The sequence below is a fragment of the Streptomyces sp. NBC_01689 genome, assembly GCF_036250675.1.
Classification (GTDB): domain Bacteria; phylum Actinomycetota; class Actinomycetes; order Streptomycetales; family Streptomycetaceae; genus Streptomyces.
This window is the reverse complement of sequence record NZ_CP109592.1, coordinates 2179093-2204169: the sequence shown is the minus strand read 5'-3', so window position 1 is coordinate 2204169 and position 25077 is coordinate 2179093. Positions and strand designations below refer to the sequence as shown.

20 protein-coding genes are annotated in these 25077 nt (G+C 72.8%); 7 read left to right on the top strand and 13 right to left on the bottom strand.

Going from position 1 to position 25077, the window contains the following annotated elements:
• The first annotated feature begins 284 nt into the window (after nucleotides 1-284).
• The 3 genes from OG776_RS09385 (at nucleotide 285) to OG776_RS09375 (ending at nucleotide 6426) form a co-directional block, all read left to right on the top strand.
• Nucleotides 285-2066 (top strand): FAD-binding dehydrogenase, encoded by a 1782-nt coding sequence (locus OG776_RS09385; protein ID WP_148009668.1) that lies wholly within the window; start codon nucleotides 285-287, stop codon nucleotides 2064-2066.
• An 896-nt stretch (nucleotides 2067-2962) separates the two neighbouring features.
• On the top strand, nucleotides 2963-3931 hold the full coding sequence (locus tag OG776_RS09380; protein ID WP_148009669.1) for an aldo/keto reductase: 969 nt from the start codon (nucleotides 2963-2965) through the stop codon (nucleotides 3929-3931).
• Between the two features lie 575 nt (nucleotides 3932-4506).
• Nucleotides 4507-6426, top strand: a complete 1920-nt coding sequence (locus OG776_RS09375; protein ID WP_329320066.1) for a ricin-type beta-trefoil lectin domain protein — start codon at nucleotides 4507-4509, stop codon at nucleotides 6424-6426.
• A 114-nt stretch (nucleotides 6427-6540) separates the two neighbouring features.
• On the opposite strand, the gene OG776_RS09370 is transcribed toward OG776_RS09375, so the two are convergent.
• From OG776_RS09370 to OG776_RS09360, 3 genes are all read right to left on the bottom strand, one after another.
• The gene (locus OG776_RS09370) at nucleotides 6541-7803 is read right to left on the bottom strand and encodes a hypothetical protein (protein ID WP_329320064.1); all 1263 of its coding nucleotides are present in this window, start codon (nucleotides 7801-7803) and stop codon (nucleotides 6541-6543) included.
• A 230-nt stretch (nucleotides 7804-8033) separates the two neighbouring features.
• Complete coding sequence (locus OG776_RS09365; RefSeq protein ID WP_329320062.1) at nucleotides 8034-8762, bottom strand: DUF4232 domain-containing protein; 729 nt, start codon at nucleotides 8760-8762, stop codon at nucleotides 8034-8036.
• 137 nt (nucleotides 8763-8899) lie between these two features.
• Entirely contained in the window at nucleotides 8900-10282 is a 1383-nt protein-coding gene (locus OG776_RS09360) for a serine/threonine-protein kinase (RefSeq protein ID WP_329320060.1), read from the bottom strand.
• A 46-nt stretch (nucleotides 10283-10328) separates the two neighbouring features.
• Here OG776_RS09360 and OG776_RS09355 point away from each other — a divergent pair, with 46 nt between their 5' ends.
• The gene (locus OG776_RS09355) at nucleotides 10329-10880 is read left to right on the top strand and encodes an RNA polymerase sigma factor (protein ID WP_148009672.1); all 552 of its coding nucleotides are present in this window, start codon (nucleotides 10329-10331) and stop codon (nucleotides 10878-10880) included.
• Nucleotides 10881-11069: 189 nt separating this feature from the next.
• Nucleotides 11070-11561 (top strand): phosphatase domain-containing protein, encoded by a 492-nt coding sequence (locus tag OG776_RS09350; RefSeq protein WP_329320057.1) that lies wholly within the window; start codon nucleotides 11070-11072, stop codon nucleotides 11559-11561.
• Nucleotides 11562-11954: 393 nt separating this feature from the next.
• Here OG776_RS09350 and OG776_RS09345 read toward each other — a convergent pair whose 3' ends face one another.
• Nucleotides 11955-12170: a dodecin gene (locus tag OG776_RS09345; RefSeq protein ID WP_148009674.1), complete on the bottom strand. Its 216-nt coding sequence runs from the start codon at nucleotides 12168-12170 to the stop codon at nucleotides 11955-11957.
• Between the two features lie 217 nt (nucleotides 12171-12387).
• On the opposite strand from OG776_RS09345, the gene OG776_RS09340 reads away from it, so the two are divergent.
• On the top strand, nucleotides 12388-13647 hold the full coding sequence (locus tag OG776_RS09340; protein ID WP_329320055.1) for an extracellular solute-binding protein: 1260 nt from the start codon (nucleotides 12388-12390) through the stop codon (nucleotides 13645-13647).
• Between the two features lie 27 nt (nucleotides 13648-13674).
• Here the strand turns inward: OG776_RS09340 and secY are convergent, their stop codons facing one another.
• The 5 genes from secY to egtA form a co-directional block, all read right to left on the bottom strand.
• Nucleotides 13675-14982: a preprotein translocase subunit SecY gene (gene secY / locus OG776_RS09335; RefSeq protein WP_148009676.1), complete on the bottom strand. Its 1308-nt coding sequence runs from the start codon at nucleotides 14980-14982 to the stop codon at nucleotides 13675-13677.
• 292 nt (nucleotides 14983-15274) lie between these two features.
• The gene (egtD, locus tag OG776_RS09330; RefSeq protein WP_329320052.1) at nucleotides 15275-16237 is read right to left on the bottom strand and encodes an L-histidine N(alpha)-methyltransferase; all 963 of its coding nucleotides are present in this window, start codon (nucleotides 16235-16237) and stop codon (nucleotides 15275-15277) included.
• Nucleotides 16234-17061, bottom strand: coding sequence for an ergothioneine biosynthesis protein EgtC (egtC, locus tag OG776_RS09325; protein WP_329320050.1), 828 nt, complete (start codon nucleotides 17059-17061; stop codon nucleotides 16234-16236). Before egtC ends, egtD begins: the two co-directional genes overlap by 4 nt.
• Nucleotides 17061-18383, bottom strand: a complete 1323-nt coding sequence (gene egtB, locus OG776_RS09320; protein ID WP_329320048.1) for an ergothioneine biosynthesis protein EgtB — start codon at nucleotides 18381-18383, stop codon at nucleotides 17061-17063. Before egtB ends, egtC begins: the two co-directional genes overlap by 1 nt.
• Nucleotides 18380-19738: an ergothioneine biosynthesis glutamate--cysteine ligase EgtA gene (gene egtA / locus OG776_RS09315; RefSeq protein WP_148009680.1), complete on the bottom strand. Its 1359-nt coding sequence runs from the start codon at nucleotides 19736-19738 to the stop codon at nucleotides 18380-18382. Before egtA ends, egtB begins: the two co-directional genes overlap by 4 nt.
• A 280-nt stretch (nucleotides 19739-20018) precedes the next feature.
• On the opposite strand from egtA, the gene OG776_RS09310 reads away from it, so the two are divergent.
• Nucleotides 20019-20957, top strand: a complete 939-nt coding sequence (locus OG776_RS09310) for a TIGR02452 family protein (protein WP_187285649.1) — start codon at nucleotides 20019-20021, stop codon at nucleotides 20955-20957.
• Here OG776_RS09310 and OG776_RS09305 read toward each other — a convergent pair.
• From OG776_RS09305 to OG776_RS09290, 4 genes are all read right to left on the bottom strand, one after another.
• Entirely contained in the window at nucleotides 20954-21409 is a 456-nt protein-coding gene (locus OG776_RS09305; protein WP_148009682.1) for a type II toxin-antitoxin system PemK/MazF family toxin, read from the bottom strand. The genes OG776_RS09310 and OG776_RS09305 overlap by 4 nt on opposite strands.
• A 193-nt stretch (nucleotides 21410-21602) precedes the next feature.
• Nucleotides 21603-23090 carry an SPFH domain-containing protein gene (locus tag OG776_RS09300; RefSeq protein WP_148009683.1) on the bottom strand — a complete coding sequence of 496 codons (1488 nt, stop codon included), beginning with the start codon at nucleotides 23088-23090 and terminating at the stop codon, nucleotides 21603-21605.
• A gap of 174 nt (nucleotides 23091-23264) precedes the next feature.
• Nucleotides 23265-23489 carry a hypothetical protein gene (locus tag OG776_RS09295; RefSeq protein WP_148009684.1) on the bottom strand — a complete coding sequence of 75 codons (225 nt, stop codon included), beginning with the start codon at nucleotides 23487-23489 and terminating at the stop codon, nucleotides 23265-23267.
• A 20-nt stretch (nucleotides 23490-23509) separates the two neighbouring features.
• Complete coding sequence (locus tag OG776_RS09290) at nucleotides 23510-24934, bottom strand: amidase (RefSeq protein ID WP_148009685.1); 1425 nt, start codon at nucleotides 24932-24934, stop codon at nucleotides 23510-23512.
• Nucleotides 24935-25077: the final 143 nt, after the last annotated feature.

Below are 25077 nucleotides of genomic sequence, written 5' to 3'. Positions count from 1 at the left end.
GTCCCGGAGGCGACAGCCTCCGCGCCGGTCCCGGTCCCGCTCTTCTCCGTCGTCACCGTGCTCACTCTCCACCGCCGTTTCCATGGTCCGCCCGCGCCGCGGGGCGGGCAAGGCAAGGCCCGTCCCCGCACGGCACGTGAGGTCGGCGCACCACCGCGCCCCTCGTTCCAACACCGGGGCCGCCGCGGTGTTTCCCAGGGTGCTACCGACGGTAACAACACGGATGTCGCGGCAACACCGGCGGCGTCTCCCGCACCTCACGTACCTCCTACGGAAGGCAGCCCATGGAGAATTCAGTGTCCCCCACCGTGATCAGCAGACGCCGGGCCCTGACGGCGGCGGGCGGTGTCCTGGCCGGCGCCGCCCTCGCGGCCCACGCGGCGCCCGCCTTCGCGGCCGGGTCGTCGGACGCGGACGCGATCGTCGTCGGCGGCGGGCTGGCCGGTCTCGTCGCGACGGCCGAACTGGCCGCCGCCGGCCGCAAGGTGCTGCTCCTGGACCAGGAACCCGAGACCAACCTGGGCGGCCAGGCCTTCTGGTCCTTCGGCGGCCTCTTCCTCATCGACTCGGACGAGCAGCGTCTGATGGGCATCAAGGACTCCAGGGAACTGGCCTGGCAGGACTGGCTGGGGGCGGCCGGCTTCGACCGCGGCGTCGGCGACCCGACCGGACAGGACCACTGGGGCCGCAAGTGGGCCGAGGCGTACGTGGACTTCGCCGCGGGGGAGAAGCGGTCCTGGCTCTACGGGCTGGGTGTGCGGTGGTTCCCGATCGTGGGCTGGGCCGAGCGCGGCGGCGGACTCGCGGACGGCCACGGGAACTCGGTGCCGCGCTTCCACGTCACCTGGGGTACGGGTCCCGCCGTGGTCGAGCCGTTCGAGAAGCGGGTACGGGCCGCGGTCGCGGACGGCAAGGTGACCTTCCGCTTCCGGCACCGCGTCGACGAGATCGTGCGCACCGGCGGCGTCGTGACCGGGGTCAGGGGCGCTGTCCTCGAACCGAGCAACGCCGCGCGCGGAAAGGCCAGTTCGCGCACCGTCGTCGGGGACTTCGAACTCCGCGCGCCGGTCGTGATCGTCACCTCGGGCGGTATCGGCGCCAATCACGACCTCGTACGGCGGAACTGGCCGGCCCGGCTCGGCACCCCGCCCAAGTTCATGGTCACCGGTGTGCCCGCCCATGTGGACGGCCGGATGCTCGGGATCACCGAGGCGGCGGGCGGGCGCATCGTCAACCCCGACCGGATGTGGCACTACACCGAGGGCCTCAGGAACTACGACCCGATCTGGGCCGACCACGGCATCCGCATCCTGCCGGGACCGTCCTCGATGTGGTTCGACGCCACCGGCAGACGCTTCTCCGCCCCCGACCTCCCCGGCTACGACACCCTCCACACACTGAAGTCGATCACCGACACGGGCTACGACTACTCGTGGTTCGTGACGACTCAGAAGATCATCGCGAAGGAGTTCGCGCTCTCTGGCTCGGAGCAGAACCCGGACCTCACCAACAAGGACATCTGGATGCTGCTCTCGCGCATCTGGCAGACCCCCGAGCCCATCGAGCGGTTCAAGAAGAACGGGGCCGACTTCGTCGTCGCCCCGACGCTGTCCGAACTGGTCACCGGCATGAACAGGCTGACCGGCGACGGACTGATCGATCTCGCCGACCTCAAGCGGCAGATCGACGCGCGGGACCGGGAGATCGACAACCCGTACACCAAGGACGTCCAGGTGATGGGGATCCGCAACGCGCTGGCCTACACCGGGGACTCGCTCAGCCGCACCGCTCCGATCCACAAGATCCTGGACCCCGGCGCCGGACCGCTGATCGCCGTACGGCTGAACATCCTCACCCGCAAGACCCTGGGCGGTCTGCAGACCGACCTCTCCGGACGCGTCCTGGACACCACCGGCACCCCGGTCCCCGGCCTGTACGCGGCCGGGGAGGTGGCGGGATTCGGCGGCGGGGGAGTGCACGGATACCGCTCGCTGGAGGGTACGTTCCTCGGCGGCTGCCTGTTCTCCGGCCGACAGGCGGGACGGGCGGCGGCGGCCGCGATCTGACCCCGGGCGTACGGACCGCCGAGGGCACCGGCCGGCGGTCCGTACGCGCGGTCCACCGGCGGTCCGTGTGTCGACCGCCGGTGTCCGTACACCGACCGCCGGCGGCCGGAGCGGTGCCCGCCGGTTCTGCGCCGACCGCCGACCGCCGGCGGACAGTGGGCCGTGGTGGTCCGTGCGGGGCGTGTCGGTGGTCCGTACGACGTCCGCGGTGGGTCCGTACGGTGGTCCGCGGCGGGTTCCGTCCGGCCCGCGGCGGCCCGTCCGCCGAGCGGTGCCGGGTCGCTCGTGGGTGGTTCCCGTGGTGTCTTGCGGGTGGTCCGTGCACCGGATCGACCGCGCACCGACCGGCCGCGGGCCGCGTTCCGCGGGGCGGCGTTCCGCGGCACGGTCGCCGCTCCGGCCCGGTTCGGCCGGTACGCCCAGCGGCGGTGGGTCCACCACCGGGCCGAGGTCGGCCTGCCGCCTCGCCTAGGCGGACCGGTGGTTGAGCCGCGCGGAGCCGCCTTCGAGCCGCGGTGGAGCCACCGGGGAGCCGGGGTCCGCCCGTCGCCGCCCGGTGGTCCGGTCCGGGGGGTCCGGTCCGGTCGGGGCCGGTCCCGCGGAACCCGGTCGCCGCGGCGGCCCCACCGGCGGCTCGTCCGGTGGTCCGTGCGTGGTCCGTGCGTTGCGATGAGGCGTCACCCGTTCGGGCGCGTCCCGGCGGGGGGTGCCGTGGACCGGGGCGCGCGGGCACCGGGTGGCCGCGCGGGACGCGAGCCGCCGCGTCCGTGCGGACGATCGGCGGTGGCCGTGCGACTAAGCCGACCGCGATCGGGAAATGGCATTCCCGGAGCCTTCGCCGCGGGAACGACTGGTCGGCGGGACCGGCCCCACCCCCATGAGACGCAGGAGTGCGCATGCAGTACGTGAAGCTCGGTTCGACGGGCCTGGACGTGTCCCGGATCTGCCTCGGCTGCATGAGCTTCGGTGTGCCGGGCCGCGGGACCCACGAGTGGACCCTCGACGACGAGGCCTCCCGCCCGTTGATCCGCCGGGCGCTGGAAGCGGGCATCACCTTCTTCGACACGGCGAACGTCTACTCCGACGGCACCAGCGAGGAGATCGTCGGGCGCGCGCTCGCGGAGTTCGCCCGCCGCGACGAGATCGTCATCGCCACCAAGGTCAACGGCGCGATGCACGACGGCCCCAACGGACGCGGGCTGTCCCGCAAGGCCGTCATGACGGAGATCGACAACAGCCTGCGCAGGCTGGGCACCGACTACGTGGACCTCTACCAGATCCACCGGTTCGACTCCGCCACGCCCGTCGAGGAGACGATGGAAGCCCTGCACGATGTTGTGAAGGCGGGCAAGGCCCGCTACATCGGGGCCAGTTCGATGTACGCCTGGGAATTCTCCAAGGCGCAGTACACGGCTCTGCTGCACGGCTGGACCCGGTTCGTGTCCATGCAGAACCACTACAACCTGCTCTACCGCGAGGAGGAGCGCGAGATGCTGCCGCTCTGCGCGGACCAGGGTGTCGGCGTCCTGCCCTGGAGTCCGCTCGCACGGGGCCGTCTCACCCGCGCCTGGGACGTCACCACCGAACGCAGCAGGACCGACGAGTTCGGCAGGAAGCTCTACCAGGAGGGCGACCGGGACATCGTCGACGCGGTCGGCAGGATCGCCGCCGAACGTGACGTCCCCCGCGCCCGGATCGCCCTCGCCTGGCTGCTGCGCCGCAGCACCGTCACCGCACCGGTCATCGGCGCCACCCGGGCGGGGCACGTCGACGACGCGGTGGCCGCCCTCGACGTGGAACTCACCGAGAAGGAGGCCGAGGAACTGGAGCGGTCGTACACGCCCCGCGCGGTCAGCGGTCACTGATCGCCAAGATCCCCGCTCTCGTTCCGTCCGCCGTGCGCAATCCGCCGTCGGACGAAAACAATGCGCAGATGAGCGGGGAACCCCCGGCCGGAAAATCCGGTGCCGCCCGCGCAACGGGCGGCACCGGATATTGGGAGCGCTCCCAATTCGAGAGGGCGCCTCGACCTGCCATGTCGTCGACGGCCGGGTGGACGCGCCTGCCGTCCGGGGGTCCTGCCGTGGCGGGCGCGGCTCCCGGAGGTCCGGCGGAACGCCGGGGGATTTCCGTTTTCATTTGCCGGCGCTTCTATTGACGTTTCGTCAATCGCGGTCGCCCGTGGCGGAATGGGGAGAACGGGGGCATCACTTGTTTCCGTGAGGTCCGCTGTGCAAAGGTGTGCCTTGTTGGCGTGCAGACAATATTGACTTCCTTCTGCGCGTGCACAGTGTCGTCGCCCGCCCCCTTCGCGAGAGCCGCCGAGGTGGGTGTTCGCGGCGGTGCGGTCCCTCATGAGTGGCCCCTTCGTCCCGCCGGACGTGTCGTCCGCTCATTGGTGCGGACCAATTCATGCGTTGCCTTCGGGAGGAAAGCGGACGTGAACGACCCCGCCCTGTCTCAGTCCGCGGAGCCTGCTCGCCTGTTCGGCATATCGGATGAACGGCTGGCGGCCGAACTGAAGAAGGGCTCGGGGAACACGCCCGCGCAATACCCCGTCGGGGAACTCCTCGACCGCCACTGGGAAGCGGTCTTCGGCTACGCCCGGCTGTGCACCAACGGGGTGCGCCCGGCCGGAATGCTCACCACCGCGGCATTCACCCGGCTGTTCGGCGAATCACTGCGGCAGACCGGACCGACGGCGGCCTGGCGCCCGCAGTTGCTGGTCACCGTGCGCCGTATGACCGCCGAATGGCTCGGCGACCAGCGGCGGGAATCGCTCCACCCGGAACTCCTGGCCGGTCCGGACGGTGAGGAGGGGGTCGCGGCACGGCTCCTTCCGCCGGAGAACCGACGGCTGCTGGCGCGCGCGTTCCAGCGGCTTCCGGAGCCCGCCCGCTGTCTGCTCTGGCACGTGGAGATCGAGGCCGAGCAACTGGCCGTTCCGGCCGGTCTGCTGGGGATCCGTGAGGACGCCGCCGCCATCGAGGTGCCACGGGCCCGGGAACGCCTGCGCGAGGGCTGCCTGGAGATCCACCGCGAACTGGCTCCCGAGGACGAGTGCCGTCAGTACCACCGCATGCTGGACGTGTCGCTCCGCCGGGGCGGGGACGCCCTCGATCCCGATCTGCGCCGCCACATGGGCCGCTGTCGGCACTGCCATTACACAGCCGAGCAGTTGGACCACTTCAACGGCGAACTCGCCCTGCCCCTGGCCGAGTCGGTACTCGGCTGGGGTGCGGACGCGTATCTCGCCTCCCGTCCCGGACGCGGCAGCGCGATCGTGGAAGTGATGGGCGAGGGTCCCGGAGACCTCTACGGAACAGGCGTCCAGGCGGCGCCGCCGCTGCCCGAGGGTGTTCCCCTCCCGCCCACCCGCCCGCCGCGGGTGGGCGGGCGCGCCCAGTCCTCCGGCGGCTCCCGGCAGGCGACGCACAAGGCGCCCCGGCGCTCGCCCGGCCGCCGCAACATCGCGCTGGCCGCGCTGACCGCGAGCGGCCTGATCCTGGTCCCGCTGGCCCTGTGGGCGGCGGCGCAGGGATCGGACGGCACCACCGAGGCCGCCGGTCCGTCGGGCAGGCCGAGTTCGGGCCCCGCCAAGGCACCCGGTGCGAAGCCGTCCTGGATAGGCGAGGCGCCGAACGGCACCGTCCGCGGCCGGCTGCGCAACGTCAAGACCGGGCTCTGTGTCGGCATCGTGGGCGGGAAACTCGTGAAGGGGGCCGAGACGGCGCTCACGTCCTGTTCCTCGGCCGGCGTTCAGGAGTGGTCGTACGAGCCGGACGGAGTGCTGCGCGACGTCGCCGACCCGGGCCTGTGCCTGGACTCCCACCTCGGCTACTCGGTCCAACTGGCTTTCTGCGCACCCGAGTCGAGCCCGGCCGGCAAGAACGTGCGCTACGACTTCACCCTCCAGGGGGAGTTGGTGCCCCGCGGCAGCCAGGACCTGGCGCTCACGCCCGCCGCCACCGACGGCGGGGGAGCGCTGGTCCTCAAGCTCCGCAAGGACCAGGCCGTCCAGCACTGGACGCTGGACACCTCGTCGCCCTCGCTCCAGATGGCGTCGGTGGACTGGGACGCCGACGGATCGGGCGGCCCTGCGACCCGGCGGCCCTCCGGCTCCCCGCGGCCGGGTTCGCCGGGCGACGCGTCCGAGGCGTCGCCCGAGCCCTCGGCCGGGCCGTCGTCACTCGCGGGTGACGACGCCGCCGCGAACCCCGCGCCCTCCTGCTCCCCGTACGACTGCCCGCCGGTGGACGGCGGGTACGGCACCTGGGGACAGGGCGACGGCGGGTCGTGGGGGTACGGCGGCCACGGATACGGCGATCACGGCGGCCACGACGGCGGCGGCCGTCGCTGACTCCGTTCCCTCAGGTCCTGCCTCCGGGGGACCGTACCGCCGTCGCCGCTTCGCCGCGGACCGGTCCCGCGGGGAGCCGGGACCCGCGGGACCGACGCTCACGGACCGAGCGGGTCACGACGCCGTGGTGGCCGCTCCGGCGGTGGCCGACGCGGAGGCGGCCGTCCCGAGGAACTCGGCCCAGCCGCCCAGCGGGGACTGCCCGGGACCGAGCGTGCGCAGCTTGCGCAGCACCGCGGGGTCCTGGGCCTCCAGCCACTCCACGAGCTGGCGGAACGAGACCAGACGCACCTCGTCGTGCCCCGCTATGCGTTCGACCGCCTCCTCGACGGCGTCCATGTATATGCCGCCGTTCCACCGTTCGAAGTGGTTGCCGATGAAGAAGGGCGCCCGGTTGCTCTCGTAGGCCCGGTCGAAGCCGGCGAGGTAGCTGTCGTGGGCCTGCGCGCGCCAGGCGTCGTACTGGGAGCGGTCCCCGAGCGGATCGGCGTTCGACTGGTTGGCCATCAGGTTGTAGTCCATGGACAGGACCTGGAAGGTGTGGCCGGGGAACGGGATGGACTGCAGCGGGAAGTCCCAGATCCGGCCGCCCTGGACCTTGCCCGGCCACATCTGGAGGCCGCCGGGAGAACTGGCGTCGTACTTCCAGCCGAGCGCGGCGGCCGTCGGCAGCAGGTTGGCCTGGCCCTCCAGACACGGGGTGCGGCCGCCGATCAGCTCCTTGTCGTAGTCGAAGGGGAGCGGTTCGAGATCGGTGAAGCCGGTGTTGGTCTTCCACCCGGTGACGAACTTCTTGGCCTGGTCTATCTCGCTGCGCCACTCGGCGGGCGACCACCGGCGCACCCCGTCCGAGCCGCAGAAGTGACCGTTGAAGTGGGTGCCGATCTCGTGCCCCTCCAGCCAGGCGCCCCGGATCTGCTGGAGCGTCGCGTGGATGTGCCGGTCGGAGAGGTAGCCGATCGCGGAGGCGCCCACCGGGTGCTGCGGCGGGCTGTAGAGGTGCTTCTTCGACTCGGGCAGGGTGTAGATCCCACTGAGGAAGAACGTCATCGACGCGCCGTGGTCCGCGGCGACCTTGCGGAACCGTGAGAACAGCTTGTTGCTGAGCTCGCCCGCGCCGTCCCAGGAGAAGACCACGAACTGCGGCGGACGCTCGCCCGGCCTCAGCCGCTCGGCCTTCGGCTGCCTGGGCTGGGCCCCCGTGTCGGCGGTGGAGCCGTCCCCGATGAGCCGGGGCCGCGGGGGCGCGTCCTTCTTCACCTCCCCCTGGTCGTCGCCGCCCACGGTCCAGTCACGCGCCGAGCAGGCGGAGAGCGCGCCGAGCGCTCCCGTGGCGGCCGTCGCGGTCAGCAGACGCCTGCGTGAGATGCCGGTCATGGTGAACCCCCGATGTCCTCGATACCGCTCCCGCGCGGGGCCGGAGCTTCCGTTCCTGTGCCGCGCCGCCTCGCGGAGGACGCGTCGAAGGATGTGATGCGCGGGGGTCCGGGAAAGGTCGCGGGCGGGGGTTCGTGTTGCCGTTCCGTGACAAACCCCGCCGTCCGCGGGGCGATCGGCGGGGTGTCGGGGTGCGGGACGGACGGCGGGTGTCGGCGGGGCGGGCGGGGTCAGGCGCCGGTACCGGCCCGGACGACCGTCAGGGAGACCGAGGAGGAGTTCCCGGACACCGGGACCTTGCCGCCCTTCCAGACCGCCGTGAGCGGGTCCCGCTCGTCGGGCGGGGTGACGACCAGCGACGCCGGTGCGGCCGTGCCTGCCCCGCTGATCTCCGGGTTCGAGAACGTCAGACCGGCCCACGCGCTCTGCCCGGGTGCCAGCATGACCGTGACCGGCGACCCGGGCGCGCGCTTCGGGTCGGGGCCGAGCTGCTTGCCGGACGCGTCGACGAAGGCCGCGCCGGGATAGCCGCGCAGGGTGCAGGCACGGTGGGAGGTGTTGGTGAGGACGACCGGGAAGTTCTCCTGGCCCGCCCCCGGGTCCTCGGCGCCGACCGTCGCGCGCAGCTCGGAGGTGTGGCAGCGCGTGCTCGACGCGCCGCTTCCCGCGGAGGCCGGGGCCGAGGCCTTCGCCGACGCGGAGGCCGAACCCGACGCCGGTGCCGGGGTCCGCCCGCCGCCGGCCGACGCGGTGTCGCTGCCGGAGCCGTCCGGGGTCGTGTCGCCGGAGGCAGGCCGCGCCGTGCCCGGGAGCTTCCGCGGGGTGCCGCCCGTGCCGTCGCCGGTGCCGCACGCCGAGAGCGTGCCCAGCAGCGCGACGCCCGCGGCCACCGCCGCCCAGGACGCCCGGGAGGACGTGCGGTGTACGCGAACCCTGTCGCCGTGCCGGAAGGCCGCCATGTCAACACTCCTTCGAATCAGCGCACACCGTGACCCCCGTGGGTACGGCGAGCGCTCCGTGCTCCGTCACCAGTGTCCGATGCGCGCCGGCCGGAGAAAGTTCGCGGAAGGGTCCGCGAGCCCGGCACGCGTGCTCCTCACGTGCCCACCCGTACGGACCCGAGCACCCGGTCGGTGGCGTCGCCGCCGGTCTTCTGGCGGATCTGCACGTACACCTGCGGCTGCGCGGCCCCGCCCGCCGGGGTGAGCCCCGCCTCCGTGAGCGAGCCGTGCCGGCCCGGGCAGTCGCTCCAGGTCCGCACCAGACCGTGCCAGCGCGCACCGGTGTAGGCGCGGCCGCCGTCGTAGTGGCATCCTCTGTGCGCGAGCGAGTCCACCCGCGCCCGTATCTCCCCGTGCTCGCTCAGCCCGACGAACACCCCGTCGACACCGGTTCGCAGGTCCTGCCAGCGGCCCAGGTCGTCCGCGACCACCAGCCCCGGTTCCTGGGTGTCCGACAGGCCCATGGTCCGCGGATTCCATCCGGAGTCGCGCAGCTGGCGGCCCCAGGCGCGCGGCACCTCGACCGAGAGCCGTCCCGAGGCGTCCGAGACCCGTACGGGTCCACCGGGGGTCTGCCGGCTCACCAGGGCGGCGGTGACGCCGCCGGCGGCGACCACGGCCGCGGCGGTCACCGCGGCGACCAGGGTGCGCCGTCGGCGCCCGGGCGCGCGGACGCCCGGACCCGGCGCCGCCTCGGCCAGCCGCTCCAGCTCCTCGGCCAGGCCCAGCGCCGTGGGCCAGCGCCGCTCCCGGTCCGGTTCCATGGCCCGCAGCAGCGCCCGCTGGACACCGGGGGCCAGGTCGGTACGGAACCGGTCGGGGCGTACGACCTTTCCGGGCGCCCCCGGGACGGTCCCCGTGACCAGGTGGTAGCCGAGGGCTCCCAGGCTGTAGACGTCGGCGCGGGCGTCGATGCCCGAACCGGGCTGGGCCGCCTCCGGCGAGGAGTAGCCCGCCGAACCGGCGGCCATCGTCAGCCCGGAGGCGTGCGCCAGGCTCTTGGCGAGACCGAGGTCCGCCAGCAGGACCCGGTCGTCCGCGCCGGGTGCCGTGCGCAGCAGCACGTTGGACGGCTTGATGTCGCGGTGCACGATCCCGGCCCGGTGCAGCGCGGCGGCGCCGCGGGCCGCCAGCGCGGTCAGCCGCAGGGCCTCGGAGACCGGGAGCGGTCCGTCGCCGGTCCTGTCCGCGAGGGTGCCTCCGTCCGCGTACTCCATGACGAAGTAGGGCCTGCCGTCCGGGAGCTCGCCGATGTCGTAGACCTGGACGACCCGGTTCGAGTCGGCCCGGCGCAGCAGCCGGGCCTCGGAGAGGAAACGTTCCCGGACGTCCAGCCGGTCGGTCCAGTTGTCGGACAGCACCTTCACGGCGACGACCGCGTCCAGCACCTCGTCGTGGGCGAGCCAGACCACGCCGAAGCCGCCGGCGCCCAGGCGCCGGTCCAGACGGTAGCGGCCGATCCGCTGCGGAGGGTGCATGCGACTATCATGCCTGGCCTCTGATCGACACCGAGGGGAGCACCCAGTGCAGGACGCCGCGGGGACCGAGGAGCTCGCGCTGCGCGCGGCCGCGGGCGAACCGGGCGCCCTGGACCTGCTGCTCCAGCGGCTGGAGCCGGAGGTCATGCGGCGCTGCGGACGCTTCCTGCCGTGCCGCGAGGACGCCGAGGAGGCGACGCAGGACGTCCTCCTCCAGGTGGCGCGGAAGATCACCGGCTTCGAGGGCCGCAGCCGCTTCAGCACCTGGCTCTACACGGTCGTGGCCAACTGCTCCCGGCAGAAGTACCGGGAGCTGAAGCGGCGGTCCGCCGAGCAGCCGGACGTCATCGACGCCGCCCAGCACGTCGACCCCCGCACCACGAGCGTCATCGCCGGTTCCCGTGTCGACCTCCTGGAGGCGCTGGAGCGGCTGGAGCGTGAACACCCGCACCTGGTGGCGCCGTTGGTCTACCGGGACATCTGCCAGCTGGAGTACGCCGAGGTGGCCGAGCGGGTCGGTGTTCCCCTCGGCACGCTCAAGTCCCGTCTGCACGAGGCCCGTAAACAGGTCAGGCCCTGGCTGTCCGACGCCTCGTGACGCCGTCGCGCGTACGCGGCGCCCCCAACGCCCCTTCTCCTCCGGGGGAGTCGGGCCGGACCCGGGCCGGAACCGCTCGCGCGTCGCAGCTGGCCGGCCCGCCCGCCCGTCGACCCCTCCTTCGTACCGTCCGGCCGGGGTCCCCGGCTCCCGGCGCGTGCGGAGCCCAGGGCCCTTAGGGTGGTCGGCGTGACGCAGAGGAACAGCAGACCGCTCGCCGTGTTCGACCTGGACGGCACGCTCGCGGACAGCGCGCACCGGCAGCGGTTCCTGGAGCGCAGGCCGCGCGACTGGGACGCGTTCTTCGCGGCCGCGCCGCAGGATCCGCCGCTGGCCGAGGGGGTGGCGCTGGCGACGGAGAGCGCGCGGGAGTGCGACGTCGTCTATCTGACCGGCCGTCCCGAGCGCTGCCGTCGGGACACCGTCGCGTGGCTGGCCGCCCTGGGGCTGCCCGAGGGGCCGGTCTGGATGCGGCGCGACGACGACCGCAGGCCCGCCCGCCGTACCAAGTCGGAGATCCTCCGCCGGCTCGCCCGCGACCGTGAGATCCGTGTCCTCGTGGACGACGACGAACTCGTCTGCGACGAGGCGGAGCGGGCCGGGTTCCGGGTCGTACGGGCCCGCTGGGCGTCGACGTCGGCGGCTCTCAGGAGTGCGCAGGAGCGTGAGGGACGGACCTGACCCGCCGCGCCCGGCCCGGCGGGCCCTGACCCGGCCCGGCGTCACCCGGCCGGACGGGCCTGGACGCCGTGCGCGGGCCCGAGGGACGGACCGGCGGGCGCCGTGGCTCGCTGCCCTGTCGGTCCGGCGAGCCGGGCTCCGTGCGCGAGTGCGCGGGCGGGGCGTGGGCGGCCGTCCGGACCGCCCCGAGGTGACCCGCGCGTTCGGCGGAGCCGGTCCCGGCCGGTGGGCGCCGGGGCGTGCGTATCGGCGCACGGCTCCGCCGCGGACCGGCCCGGCGCGCGGCGCCAGACTCCGTCCGCCGTACCGCCGTCCGCCGCACCGCAGGGCGCGGCCGCGGCAGGTGGTCCCGGCCCGGGGCCACCTGCCGCGGCCGTCCGGTGCGTGGTCGCGTCAGGCGCCGTCCTCCAGGCGGAAGCCGACCTTCAGACCCACCTGGTAGTGCTCGACCTGCCCGTCCACGATCTGACCCCTGACCTGGGTGATCTCGAACCAGTCCAGGTTGCGCAGGGTCTGCGAGGCGCGGGCGATCCCGTTGCGGACGGCCTGGTCGATCCCCTCGGGCGAGGTGCCGACGATCTCGGTGACCCGGTACGTGTGGTCGGTCATGCGGGTGCTCCTCTCCGCCGTGGCGGGTGTGCCACGCGTCATTCCACGGTGCCTCACGGCGTCGCGGTGCGCGAGACGGCGACGGCGTCCTGACCGGTCGCCCTTGACGGGTCTGATTGGTCCATACCAAAATCAGAACACCCGTACGAGCATTGAGCTCGTCCCCCACGTCGGGTTCCCATGCCGCTGTCCGCAAGACAGAACAGGACCCTCCTTCGTGACGCGTCGTCTGCTCGCTCTCGCCTGTGTGACCGCCTCTCTGCTGACCGCCTGCGGAGCTCTCCCGGGGGAGGGCGGCGGACGTCGCACCGTGACGGTGTGGCTGATGAAGGACAGCGCGTCCGCGGACTTCCTCAAGGGGTTCACCGAGGACTTCGAACGGACCCACCGCGACATGGCCCTGGACATCCGCATCCAGCAGTGGACCGGGATCGTGCAGAAGGTGCAGGGGGCGTTGGAGCAGCGGCAGGACGACGGTCCGGACGTCATCGAGGTGGGCAACACCCAGGTGGCGCAGTACGTGGACCGGGGCGGCCTGAGCGACCTGACGCTGGAGTCCGTGCGCGACTGGGGCATGGACGACTGGCTGCCGGGGCTCGCCCAGCCGGGCCGGTTCAGCACCCGCCAGTACGGCATCCCCTGGTACGCGGCCAATCGGGTCGTCATCTACCGCAAGGACCTCTTCGGCCGGGCCGGGATCAAGAAGCCGCCGACGACCCGCGACCGGTGGATCGAGGACACCCGGCGGCTCAACTCGGCGGGCAACCAGGGGATCTATCTGGCCGGCCAGGACTGGTACACCTTCGCCGGGTTCGTCTGGGACGACGGCGGAGAACTCGCGACGGAGGCGGCCGGGACCTGGCAGGGCTCCCTCCAGACGCCCGCGGCCCTGCGCGGCATGGACTTCTACCGAAGGCTCCAGGCGCTCGGCTCCGGGCCCGTCGACGCCGACGAGGAACACCCGCCGCAGGCCGGGGTGTTCGCCGGCGGGCAGGTGGCGCAGATCGTGGCGGTGCCGGGGCTCGCCCAGGCGATCGTGGAGCGGAACCCCGCGCTGAAGAAGAAACTGGGGTTCTTCCCCGTCCCCGGCAGGACGGCCGCCGAGCCCGGTGCCGTCTTCACCGGCGGCTCCGACCTGGTGGTGCCCAAGAACACCGACGACCGGCGGGCCGCCACGGCCGTCGTCTCGGCGCTCGTCGGCGCCAAGTGGCAGACCCGGCTGGCCCGGACGATGAACTACGTGCCCAACAAGACCACCCTCGCGGGCGCGGTGGCCGGTGAGGAGGGTGCCGCCGCCATGGCGGCGGGCGCCGCGCACGGCCGGGCCACCCCCGCCTCGCCCCGGTGGGCGGCCGTCGAGGCCGACAACCCGATCAAGTCGTACATGACCAAGGTGCTCGCCGGCGGTGACCCCGCGACCGAGGCCGAGCGTGCCTCCCGGCTCCTCACGGAACGGCTGGCGGAGAACGGCGGATGAGCCCCGGCGGGACGTCCGCCCGGGGTGTCAGCGCAGGAAGCCCGCGTAGTTGTGCTGCTCGATCTGGCTGCTGATCTGTTTCACGGTCTCCAGACCCACGCTCACGATGATCAGAATGCTCGTGCCGGTGAGCTGGTTGGCGCCGCCGAAGCTCGCGAACGCCACCGTGGGGACCAGGGCGATCAGACCCAGATAGAGGGCGCCCGGCCAGGTGAGCCGGTTGAGGACGTACCCCAGGTACTCGGCCGTGGGCCGGCCCGCGCGCAGGCCGGGGATGAACCCGCCGCTCTGTTTGATGTTCCCCGCCACCTCCTCCGGATTGAAGGTGATCGCCACATAGAAGAACGCGAAGAACACGATCAGCAGGAAATAGGCGACGACGTAATAGGGGTGGTCACCCCGGACGAAGTTCTGGGTGACCCAGGTGGCCCATGCCGCATGCGAGTTGGAGAACTGTGCGATAAGGGCGGGGATATAGAGGAGCGAGGACGCGAAGATGACCGGGACCACGCCCGCCTGATTGACCTTGAGCGGGATGTAGGTCGCCGTTCCGCCGTACGACCTGCGGCCGATCATCCGTTTCGCGTACTGCACCGGAATGCGGCGCTGCGCCTGTTCCACGAAGACGACGAGGGCCACCATCGCGAATCCGACGAGGAGGACGACGCCGAAGCCGAGCCATCCGTCGGCGATGGTGCCCTCCTGTTTGACGGTCCACAGGGCGCCGGGGAACGTGGAGGCGATGGAGATGAAGATGAGCATCGACATCCCGTTGCCGACACCGCGTTCGGTGATCAGCTCGCCGAGCCACATCACGCTGGCGGTCCCCGCGGTGATCGTGAGCACCATGATCACCGTGGTCAGGAGGGAGCGGTCCGGGACGATGCCCGAGGCCGTCGGGCAGCTGGGGAACAGCGCGCCGCTGCGGGCGGTCGCGACCAGGCCCGTGCCCTGCAGCACGGCGAGGGCCACCGTCAGGTAGCGGGTGTACTGGGTGATCCTCCCCTGGCCGGCGGCGCCCTCCTTCTTCAGCTCCTCCAGTTTCGGGATGACCACCGTCAACAGCTGGAGAATGATGCTCGCCGTGATGTACGGCAGAATTCCCAGCGCGAACACCGTGATCTGGAGCAGCGCCCCGCCGCTGAACAGGTTGACCAGGCCCAGCAGACCGCCGTTGGTCTGCGCCGCGTCCACGCACGTCTGGACATTCCGGTAACTCACGCCGGGGAGTGGGACATGCGATCCCACGCGGTACAGCACGATGATGCCGAGCGTGAACAACAGTTTCTTGCGCAGGTCCGGGGTTTTGAAGACCTTGGCGAATGCGCTCAGCAAGGGTTCCTCCTTCGCCCCTGCGTCAGCACGTCAGAGGTGAACAGAAGCAGATGTTCCGAGCCCGGGAACACGCTCAGGAGAGCAACGCGAGGAAATACCCCGCGCCTGGGGGAATTCACGCACCATCATCGAATGGGACAGGAGGGTCGGCAACCGGAAAGCGGCGCGCGGACGCCGGTGAAGGGTCCCGGAACGCGCACGGGCGACGGGCGCCGGCGATGTGCATCGCCGGCGCCCGTCGCCCGATGGTGCCCGGGAGTGTCCCCGGACGGTTCCCGCCTGGCCGGTTACGTCACCGGACCACGCTCAGGGACAGCGCGAAGCGGCCCTCCCGGTCCGTCCACCAGTGGGTCAGGTCGAACCCCGCGGCGGCGACTTCGCGCCGCACCCCGTCCTCGCGGAACTTCGCCGAGATCTCGGTGCGCAGGTCCTCGCCGGCCGCGAAGTCGACGGCGAGGTCGAGGGCGGGGATCTTCACGGTCTGCTCGGTCCGTGAACGCAGCCGCATCTCGATCCACTCGTGCTCGGCGTCCCAGAGGGCGACATGGGTGAACGCCTCCGGGTCGAAGTCGGCGCCGAGCTCGCGGTTGACGACCGTCAGGACGTTCTTGTCGAACTCGGCCGTGACTCCGGCCGCGTCGTCGTACGCGGCGACGAGCACCGACTCGTCCTTGACCAGGTCCGTGCCGAGCAGCAGCGCGTCACCGGGGGAGAGCAGGGCCCGTACGGATGCCAGGAACGCGGCGCGTTCGGCGGGCAGCAGATTGCCGATGGTGCCGCCGAGGAACGCCACCAGCCGCGGTCCGGGCGTGCCCGGCAGCGCCAGACCGCCGGTGAAGTCGGCGATCAGCGCGTGCACACCGAGCTCCGGGCGCTCGGCGATCAGCGCGTGCCCGGCCTGGGTGAGGGCGCTCTCACTGACGTCGACCGGCACGTAGGTGTGCAGTCCGGGCAGCGCGTCGAGCAGATGACGGGTCTTCTCGGAGGAGCCCGAGCCGAGCTCGACGAGGGTGCGCGCGCCGGTCGCCCGGGCGATCTCGGGGGCCCGGGCGGCCAGGATCTCGCGCTCCGCCCGGGTGGGGTAGTAGTCGGGCAGTTCGGTGATCTTGTCGAAGAGCTCACTGCCGCGCGCGTCGTAGAACCACTTGGGCGGCAGCGTCTTGGGTGTGTGGGACAGGCCGTGCAGGACGTCGGCGCGCAGCGCGGCCTCGGTGGCGTCCTCCGGCAGGGTGCGGGTGAGAAGGAACGGACTCACGTGCTGGGCTCCTTCGGACGTGCGGATGCCATGGAGTGGTGGGGGTCCTCGTGAGGGGGCACGCCCTGGCGGTCGTGCGGGTGGTCGATCCGGGTGAGCAGGACCTCGGTGCGGGTCGCCACGAGCAGCGTGCGGTCCGGCACCTCCTGCCACCGTGGGTCGTCGTCGTACGGCTCGGAGGCCACGACGGTGCCGTGCCCGGGGTCGGCCAGGTACCAGAGGGTGTCGCCCCAGGCCGTCGCGGTGATGGTGGCGCCGTCGGTGAGCAGCAGGTTGAGCCGGGAGCCGGGGGCGGCCTCGGCGACCTCGAGGACGGTGTCGGCCAGCGCGCGGCCCTGGTCGTCCCCGGTCCGCAGCCGCCGCAGGACCAGCGCCCAGAGGAGCGCCGAGTCGCAGCGGGCCTCCAGGGACAGCAGCTCCGCGGCGGGCAGCCCGTGGGTCAGCGGGGCGAGCGAGTGGGGCCAGCCGAGGACGGCGCCGTTGTGGCTGAACAGCCAGGTGCCGGCGGCGAACGGCGCCGCCGCGGCCTCCCCGTCCGCTCCCGCCCGGGTGGCGTCCCGCACGGCGCCGAGCAGCGCTCCGGTCCGTACGACACGGGCCAGGTCCGTGAAGGACTGGTCGCCCCAGATGGGCCCGGCGCGCCGGTACCTGGCGGGCACCGGGTCGCCTTCGGCGTACCAGCCGATCCCGAAACCGTCGGCGTTGACCGTCCCGTACCGCTGCCGTCTCGGCGCCCAGGACTGCCGGAACAGACTGTGCGGCGGTTCCGTCAGCAGCCGGCCGATCGGCGTGTCGGGCCCCAGGTAGGCCAGATGACGGCACATCAGACGCCTCCGTCGCGGGCCGTCCGGAAACCGGAGAAGATCTGCCGCCGGATCGGGTAGTCCCAGTTGCGGAAGGTGCCCCGGCAGGCGACCTTGTCCACGGCGAACGAGCCGCCGCGCAGCACCTTGTGCTCCGGCCCGAAGAACACCTCCGAGTACTCCTTGTACGGGAAGGCCGCGAAGCCGGGGTAGGGCCGCAGGTCGCTCGACGTCCACTCCCACACGTCCCCGATCAGCTGCCGTACGCCGAGCGCCGATTCGCCCGCCGGGTAGCTGCCCGCCGGGGCCGGGCGCAGATGGCGCTGGCCGAGGTTGGCGTGCTCGGGGGTGGGATCGGCGTCGCCCCAGGGGTAGCGGGTGGAACGGCCGGTGGCCGGGTCGTGGCGGGCCGCCTTCTCCCACTCGGCCTCGGTGGGCAGCCGGCGTCCCGCCCAGCGGGCGTAGGCGTCGGCCTCGTACCAGCAGACGTGCAGCACGGGCTCGTCCGGCGGTACCGGCTCGGTGACGCCGAACCGGCGCCGCAGCCACTGCCCGCCCTCCCGGTGCCAGAACAGCGGCGCCTCGATGCCGTGGGTCCGGATGTGGGTCCAGCCCTCGGGGCTCCACCAGCGTTCCGTGGTGTAGCCGCCGTCCTCGATGAACGCCCGGTAGGCGGAGTTGGTCACCGGCGTGGTGTCGATGAAGAACGCCGGGACCTCGCGCCGGTGCGCGGGCCGCTCGTTGTCCAGGGCCCATGGCTCGGTGGACGTGCCCATCGTGAACGGCCCGCCGGGGACGAGGACTTCGGCCGGTCCCGTGAACCGCGGGACGGGATCGGGGTCGGGCGCGGTGAGAGCGGCGGGACCTCTGCGTAGCTGGTGGGTGATGAGCATCGTCTCGTCGTGCTGCTGCTCGTGCTGCGCGATCATGCCGAAGGCGAAGCCCGACTCGGTCAGCGGAGTACCCCGGAAGGCGGTGCCCTCCAGGACGTCCAGCGCGCGGCCGCGGACCTCGGCGGCGTACTGCCGGGCCTCCGCGGGCGGAAGGAGCGGCAGGGTGGGCCGCTCGGCGCGCGGATGCTCGAACGCGTCGTAGAGCCCGTCTATCTCCGGCCGCATGGCGTCACGCCCCGCTACCGCGCGCAGCAGCCACAGCTCCTCCTGGTTGCCTATGTGCGCGAGGTCCCAGACCAGCGGGGACATCAACGGCGAGTGCTGGGCGGTCAGCTCGGGCTCCTCCACGCAGGACGTGAGGAGCGCGGTGCGGTCACGGGCCGTGGTCAGTGCTTCGAGCGCGCGCTCCCTGAGCGACTCGGGGTCCGTCGGTGAGGTGGGGGCGGTCATGTGCGGATGTCCTTCCCGTGGGACCGGTCCGGTGAGCGGTCGTCGGACCGGCCGCCGGACAGGTCGTGGGACCGGTCGTGGAGCCGACCGTGGAATTGGCTGTGGAAGCTGCTCAGCAGGTCGTCGGCGGGGCAGCGGCCGCGGGCCACATAACGGTCCGTGAACTCCGCGACGGCCTGCAGCACCTCGGCGCCGGCGCCGAGGCGGGGCAGCGCCTCGGCGGCCGCCGCGAAGCAGGTGACGGCGGCCTCGCGCAGTTCGGGATCGGTCAGACCGTGCCGGGCGGCGTCGATCCACAGCGGATTGCACGGAGCCGGCAGTCCGCCCGCCCGCTCCGCGAGGGGTTTGACGGTCCGGTAGGCGATCTCCGCCGCCTCCGGGTCGTCGAACAGGGCCGCCGTCACCGCCAACGGCACGATCCACCCGTCCTCGCCCGGCTGCGCGTCGATCATGCGCAGTTCCAGATGGCCGCGAGGGCGGACCGGCGGGAACAGGGTCGTGAGGTGGTAGTCCAGATCCGCCCGGGTCGGCGGGTTGCCGGACCGGGTCCACTCCCGGAAGGTCAGGCCCTCGGGAACCTCCCAGGGGCCCTCGTCCGCCCGGACGCACATCACCGGCGCGTCCAGGACGTGCCGGGCCCAGGCGGCGCGCGGGTCGCCGCCCAGCGCGGGCGCGGCGGACCGCCCCGGGTCCATGGCCGTCCACAGGGACTGCCGCGTGGAGCGCCAGCCCGTGGCGCGGCCCCGGGCGAACGGGGAGTGCGCGAACGCGGCCACCAGCACCGCGCCCAGCTGGTTCGCCATCCACCAGCGGCGCCCGTGACCGAGCGGGCCGGGCTCCTCGTACCCGGCGTCCAGGCACACCTGGACCGAGGCGGACGAACACATCATGGCCCGGCCCTCGGGGCCGGTGCGGTCCAGACAGCGCTCCATGGCTTCGTAGCGCGGCTCACGGAGGTAGCGGCTCGGGGGGTTCCAGGGTTCGTGGCCGTGGCCACTGAGACCGAGGCCGGACTCGCGCAGTACCGCGCGCACCGCGTGAAGGTCGGCCGAGACGGACCCGATGCACTCCGTCAGGGAGCCGGCGGGTGCGGAGCTGAGCTCCAGCTGGCCGCCGGGTTCGACGGTGAGCGCCGAACGCAGGGTCAGGGTCCGCAGAGCGGCGTACGCCGCTTCGAGCTGTTCGGATGTTGCCGGGAGCTGCGGCCGCCGCAGCTCGTGGACGAGCCATTCCACTTCGACACCGAGGGTGCGGGGCGGCCCGGTCTTGAAGCATATGCCCCGGACCAGCGCTTCCACCTCGGCCTCGGTGACGGCGGAGCGTCGCTCCGTACAGTCACTCACCGAATCGGACATGTAGGGATCCTCCTGAGATTCCACCATGCCGCCGGCCCGACGTCTGTGGTGCCGGACCGGCATTGCTCGTCCCACCCAAGACCCTCGCGCCGATTCGCACAAGGGTGCAAATCGGCGTGCCCGGGATCCGGTGCACCGCCGCGGCGGTGCACCCGAATCACCGCGCGCGGTGGAGCGAAACTCTGTTGCGCCGCACGACCAGCATCGCTCACGATGCGTTCATGGGCACGACGGGGGAGATCGCGCGGGGCGTTCGCGTGGCGTGTACGGGGGTGACGCCATGAGCGCACGCCTGCGCGCGATCGCACGGCAGACCGAGGAGGCCGTGGCCGGGGGTTCGTACCGCGGGCCGCGCGGGCGGCTGGTGCCGATCGCCGCGGCGGTCGAGGCCGCGCGGGCCGGCACATGGATGTTCGGACCGGGGCCGATCGGGTTACCGGCCGGTGGTCCCGCCGCCCCGGCCGCGGGGTTCGCGGGCACGTCGTTCGAGGTCACCGGCGAGAGCAGCACGGGGGCCGCGAGACGGCTGACGGCCGCGGGGGCGGACGGATCCGCCCAGGGCCCGCGGGGTCCGGTGGCCGTCCTGAACTTCGCCTCCGCGCGAAACCCCGGCGGGGGCTATCTGAGGGGCGCGCAGGCCCAGGAGGAGGACCTGTGCCGGGCCTCGGCGCTCTACGCCTGCCTGTTGGAGGTCCGTGAGTTCTACGACCACCACCGCGCCCACCCGGACCCCTTCTACAGCGACCGGGTCATCCACTCGCCCGCCGTGCCGGTCATCCGGGACGGCCGGGGTGAGCTCCTGGACGAGCCGTACACCGCGGGTTTCCTGACCGCCGCGGCCCCGAACGCCGGAGTCGTGCTCCGCACGGCCCCCGAGCGCGCGGACGAGCTGCCGGGCGCCCTCGCCGTCCGGGCCGAGCGGGTCCTGGAGACCGCCGCGGCCCAGGGGTACCGGCGCCTGGTCCTGGGCGCCTGGGGCTGCGGGGTCTTCCGCAACGACCCGGCGCAGGTCGCCGGAGCCTTCCGCGGCCTGCTGGTCGGGGGCCGCTTCCAGGGGTACTTCGACCAGGTGGTGTTCGGGATCCTGGACCGCACTCCGGGCGCCGTGACACGCACGGCGTTCGAGCGTGCGTTCTCATCCGTGGCGCAGGGGCATCCGGAGGCGGACTCGCCCGATCGGGTGAGTGACCTGCTCCGGGCGCCCGACCCCACGACCTAGTTCCAGCCGTAGCGCTCCCGCAGGCGGTGCACCACGAGGTTGAAGCGCATCCGGTCCAGCGCGCACGCCTCGCGCCGCATGCCGTCCTCGTGCAGCCGCAGCACGCGGTCCACGGCCACCCACGAGTCCCGGCCCGTCCGGTCCCACGGACCGCTGCCTATCGGTACCCACTCGCGGTCGCCGTCGTGCCGCTTGCTCGACAACTGGACGGCGAGCAGGGTGCCGGCCGCCTCGCGCGCGACGACGAGCACCGGGCGGTCCTTGCCCCGCCCGTCGTTCTCCTCGAAGGGGACCCAGGTCCAGACGATCTCGCCGGGATCGGGGTCGCCGTCGTGTGCGGGCGAGTACTCCGTCCGCACCCGGCCCACCTCACGGGGCTCGGCCTCCGTGGTGGCCGAAGGGCCGTGGCGGCCGGGGACGTGTTCGTCGGTCTCATCGGAAAAGGCGTTCACACGGGCCACCGTAGAACGCCCGCGGACCCGGCCCGCCGACGGGTCCCGCGCAACGGGTCCGGAGAGCAACCCGCACCGTCCCGTATCGCCTCGTAACGTCCCGCACCCCCACGCAGAGCTGCGCGGACGGCACTTCGGGCGTACGGGAGCCGGCTCCTGTACGCCGGTCCCGTACGCCCGAAGCCTCAGCGGGTCACTTGGCGTCCCCCTCCACCGGGACCTTCTCCGCGCGCGGCGGCACGAATCCGTTGACCGCGGTGCCGTTGCCGGCGGCGGCCCCTTCCTGGTTCATCGACGAGAGCAACTGCCGGGCCAGACCCAGGCCCGTGCCGCCCATGGTGAGTGCCTTGGCGAACAGGTCCGACATGCCGTCGGCGCCGTTGAGCAGCACCATGTGGTCGACGTTGCCGAACGCGCTCGCGCCCGCCTGGACGATCTCCGGCCAGTTCTCGGCGAGTTGCTGGGCGACCACGGCCTCCTGGTTCTCGGCCAGGGCGGCGGCCCTGGCCTTGATGGCCTCCGCCTCGGCGAGACCCTGCGCGCGGGTCGCCTCGGCGTTCGCGAGTCCCTTGGCCTGGGCCGCGGCGGCCTCGGCCTCACCGGTCGCCTTGGTCGCCAGGGCGGCCGCGGCCCCTCGCGCCTTGGTCGCCTCGGCCTCGGCGTTCGCGGCGGTCTTCACCCGGTTCGCCTCGGCCGCGGCCGCGAGTTCGGTCTCCTTCGCCTTGGCCTGCGCGGCGGAGATCCGGGCGTCGCGCTCCGCCTCGGCCCGCGCGCGGGTCTCGTAGGCCTGGGCGTCCGCCGGCTTGCGGACGTCCGCCTGGAGCTGCTGCTCGCGGCGCAGGGCGTCGAGCTCGGCGATCCGGGTCTCCTGTACGACGACGTCCTGCCGGGCCGCGGCGTCGGCGAGCGGTCCGGCCTGCCGTGCCTTCGCCGCCGCCTTGTCCCGCTCGGCCTGGTAACCGGCCTGCAGGATCTCGCTGTCCCGGGTCGCCTCCGACATCCGGGCCGCCGCCTTCTGTTCGGCCTCGGTGGCGAGCCGGTTCGCCTCCGCCTGCGCGATGCGCGCGTCCCGCTGCACGGCGGCGGCGTGCGGCATCGCGAGGTTCTTGATGTAACCGGTCGGGTCCTCGATCTCGTGGATCTGCAGCGAGTCGACGATCAGACCCAGTTTCTCCATCTCGGTACCGCACGCGGCCCGTGTCTGACCGGTCAGCTTCTCCCGGTCGCGGATCATGTCCTCGACGGTCAACCCGCCGACGATGGAACGGAGATGACCGGCGAACACGTTGTGCACCCGCTCCGACATCATCTTCTGCTGGTCGAGGAACCGCCGCCCCGCGTTGGCGATCGACACGAAGTCGTCGCCCACCTTGAAGATGACCACGCCCCGCACCTTCAGCGGGATTCCCTGGGTGGTCACGCAGTCCACGTGCAGTTCGGTCTCGTTGAGGTCCAGCGAGATCTTCCGCACCGCCTGCACACCCGGTATCACCAGCGTGCCGCGTCCCGTGACGATACGGAAACCCATACCCTCCTCGAGGCCCTCGGTCCGATGCTTCGAACCGGAGATGATGAGTGCCTCGTTGGGCTCCGCCACCCGCCACATGAGCTTGAAGACCACGACCACGAAGATCAGCGCGAGGACAGCAGCCCCCGCAACGACGCCGACAACCATCGGCATACGCCCCCTTTTGATGGTGCCCTATCGGCACCGAACGAAGGGAGTGTGCTCCTGTGCGGGAGCGGGGTGAAGACGCTGACGATTCCTTGTTGCAATCTTGACGCACACCGCTCTCACCTGGGACGGAACGCGCACAGACGAGCCCCGGCCGTGCCGCGCGGTTGTCCCGCGGAGTCAACTGTCGTACGCCGCCGAGACATAGACGGTGCGTGGCGCCAGGTACTCGACGACCATCACCACGGTCCCGCGCTCGATCCGCTCCTGGGCGACGGCGGGGTACGCGAGGAAGTGCTCGGCGCCGCCCCGCACGCGGACGATCACCTCGCCGACGAGTCCGGGCCCGACCGTGCCGGTCACGCGCCCCATCAACCCGACCATCGACGCATCGCCCATGGCCACAGCGTACGGCGTGAAGTCCCCTACACGGCAGGGGAGTCCGCCGCCGCCGCGCGTGGCGGCCACCGTTCGTGCCAGCGCTGGTCGTCCTCCAGCCGCGCGGCGAGCGAGACGAGCAACGGCTCGCTGTGCGCCGGGCCGAGGAGTTGCGCACCGACTGGCAGCCCGTCACCCACGAACCCCGCGGGCACGTTCACCCCCGGCCATCCCAGGATGTTCCACGGCCAGGCGTACGGGCAGGCGGCGATCATGGCCCGGTCGGTGTCCAGCCCGCTCAGGTTCGCCATCGACCCGACGCGCGGCGGGGGCGCGGCCGTGGTGGGTGCGAGCAGCACGTCGTACGTGTCGAAGAGCGCGCCGATCCGGCGGTGCAGGGTCGCCTCGGCGCGCCGTGCCACCCGCAGCGGCGCGCCGCCGAGCAGCCGGCCGAGTCGGGCGGCCTCACGGGTGCGCGGGTCCAGGAGGTGCGGGTGGGGCGCGTCGCGCACCCGCTCGGCGATGCCCGCCGTCGCGCGGGGGACGAACGTGAGACCGATCCGCCCGTAGCGCGGCTCGGCCTCCTCCACCGTGTGGCCGAGTGCCGCGATCCGCTCCGCGAGCGCCACCACCTTCGCCCGTACGGCCGGGTCGAGCCGCGCCGGCACCGCGGTGAACGGCGGCTTCAGCGACAGCGCGATCCGCAGCCGCCCCGGCTCGCGGCCCACCGCGTCGGAGACCCGCAGCACGGGCGGCCGGTGCAGATCGTCGTCGTGGTTGCCGCTCGCCGCGTCCAGGAGCAGCGCGGCGTCCGCGACCGAGCGGGCGAGGGTGCCGTTGACCGTGATGCCCTGGAAGGACTCGGGGCGGGGCCAGGTGGAGATCCGGCCGCGCTGCGGCTTGATCCCGATGAGATGGGTCCACGAGGCCGGGATGCGCACGGAACCCGCGCCGTCCGAACCCAGCGCCGCCGGGACCAGACCCGCCGCGACCGCCGCCGCGGACCCGCCGGAGGACCCGCCGGGAGTGTGGCCGGGGTGCCAGGGGTTGCGGGTGGCGCCGAAGGCCGGGCCCTCGGTGAACGGCCACTGGCCGAGTTCGCAGGTGTTGGTCTTGCCGACGACGATCGCCCCCGCCGCGCGCAGCCGGCGTACCGCCTCCCCGTCCCGGGCCTCGGGCGGGAAGACTCCCCGGCAGCCGAACGCGGTCGGCTCCCCGGCCACGTCCATGTCGTCCTTCACCGCCACCGGCACCCCGAGCAGCGGCCGCCGGTGGCCCGCCGCGAGCTCGCGGTCCGCCGCGTCCGCCTCGGCGAGCGCGGCCTCGGCGCGGACCAGCCGGAAGGCGTTCAGCGAGGACTGCGTCGCCTCGATCCTGGCCAGCGCCCCCTCGACCAGTTCACGCGAGCTCACCTCGCCCGCGGCGAGGGCCCGGGCACACTCCGCCAGACCTGCGGCACGGTCGTCAGCCATACGGGACACCTCCGAAGGCGGGCACATCGTCCACCGCACGGTAACCGTAACCGTCCGTACGGGCCTCCCGCACGAGGGGCGGAAGTTCCCTCCTGCAAGCGGGTGTTCCGGGGTACGCGGGCCCGGGTGTTCCCCCGGCGCCG

Excerpts from the sequence above, each read along its gene's own strand:
- OG776_RS09385 (WP_148009668.1), top strand. The coding sequence starts at position 285 with ATGGAGAATTCAGTGTCCCCCACCGTGATCAGCAGACGCCGGGCCCTG.
- OG776_RS09380 (WP_148009669.1), top strand. The coding sequence starts at position 2,963 with ATGCAGTACGTGAAGCTCGGTTCGACGGGCCTGGACGTGTCCCGGATC.
- OG776_RS09370 (WP_329320064.1), bottom strand. The coding sequence starts at position 7,803 with ATGACCGGCATCTCACGCAGGCGTCTGCTGACCGCGACGGCCGCCACG.
- OG776_RS09365 (WP_329320062.1), bottom strand. The coding sequence starts at position 8,762 with ATGGCGGCCTTCCGGCACGGCGACAGGGTTCGCGTACACCGCACGTCC.
- OG776_RS09360 (WP_329320060.1), bottom strand. The coding sequence starts at position 10,282 with ATGCACCCTCCGCAGCGGATCGGCCGCTACCGTCTGGACCGGCGCCTG.
- OG776_RS09345 (WP_148009674.1), bottom strand. The coding sequence starts at position 12,170 with ATGACCGACCACACGTACCGGGTCACCGAGATCGTCGGCACCTCGCCC.
- egtC (WP_329320050.1), bottom strand. The coding sequence starts at position 17,061 with ATGTGCCGTCATCTGGCCTACCTGGGGCCCGACACGCCGATCGGCCGG.
- egtB (WP_329320048.1), bottom strand. The coding sequence starts at position 18,383 with ATGACCGCCCCCACCTCACCGACGGACCCCGAGTCGCTCAGGGAGCGC.
- egtA (WP_148009680.1), bottom strand. The coding sequence starts at position 19,738 with ATGTCCGATTCGGTGAGTGACTGTACGGAGCGACGCTCCGCCGTCACC.
- OG776_RS09310 (WP_187285649.1), top strand. The coding sequence starts at position 20,019 with ATGAGCGCACGCCTGCGCGCGATCGCACGGCAGACCGAGGAGGCCGTG.
- OG776_RS09300 (WP_148009683.1), bottom strand. The coding sequence starts at position 23,090 with ATGCCGATGGTTGTCGGCGTCGTTGCGGGGGCTGCTGTCCTCGCGCTG.
- OG776_RS09290 (WP_148009685.1), bottom strand. The coding sequence starts at position 24,934 with ATGGCTGACGACCGTGCCGCAGGTCTGGCGGAGTGTGCCCGGGCCCTC.